This window comes from Vibrio sp. 704 (assembly GCF_033339295.1).
On record NZ_JAWOUH010000596.1, the window covers coordinates 1 to 631 of the forward strand.

The window sequence follows — 631 nt, forward strand, 5'->3', positions numbered from 1 at the left end:
GGCAGCGCGCCAATCACGATTCTGCCTTTGATCTTCTACTCAATCGCGATTCGTATTACAAACTTATCGACGGTTGGTTTGATGCAATACATAGAGCCGAGCTTGCAGTTTATTCTTGCTGTCGTGTTCTTTGGGGAGCTGTTCGATGACGTTAAAGCGGTTACGTTTGCCTTTATCTGGGTGGGTTTGTTGCTCACGATCTTCGAAGGAGTTGCGAAAGGAATAAAGCGCAAAAGGTTGGCTAATCATTCGGTGTAGGTCGAATCCGGTTTAAACCAAGTTTGGGTCAAACCACGTTCGTTTTAATTCATCGTGCATCCAAGTAAAACCAAACATAAAAGCGCTCAGTCGAGCGCTTTTTTATCACTGAAATTCAAGTTATGAATAGCGATGTTTTTCATTATTCGGCATCTTGAAGTTACTTAGGTATAGTGGATAGGTATCTGAATAGAAAGGACTCAACATGATCACTGCACTTTATGCCAGTATTCTGGCTCTACTTTTAGTTTGGTTAGCGTTTCAAGTCATCAAACAAAGGCGCCTTAACAAGGTTGCGTACGCAGATGGCGGCGTAGAAGCACTGCAAATTGCCCGCAGCGCACAAAGTAACGCAAGCGAATACATACCCATT

1 protein-coding gene and 1 pseudogene are annotated in these 631 nt (G+C 43.4%); both read left to right on the forward strand.

From position 1 onward, the window contains the following. Nucleotides 1–258: pseudogene (locus R7R24_RS27960) on the forward strand (EamA family transporter RarD); the annotation flags it as partial. Between the two features lie 205 nt (nt 259–463). Then, nucleotides 464–631 (forward strand): MAPEG family protein (locus tag R7R24_RS27965; protein ID WP_318120335.1); only part of this gene is annotated, 168 nt, incomplete at its 3' end.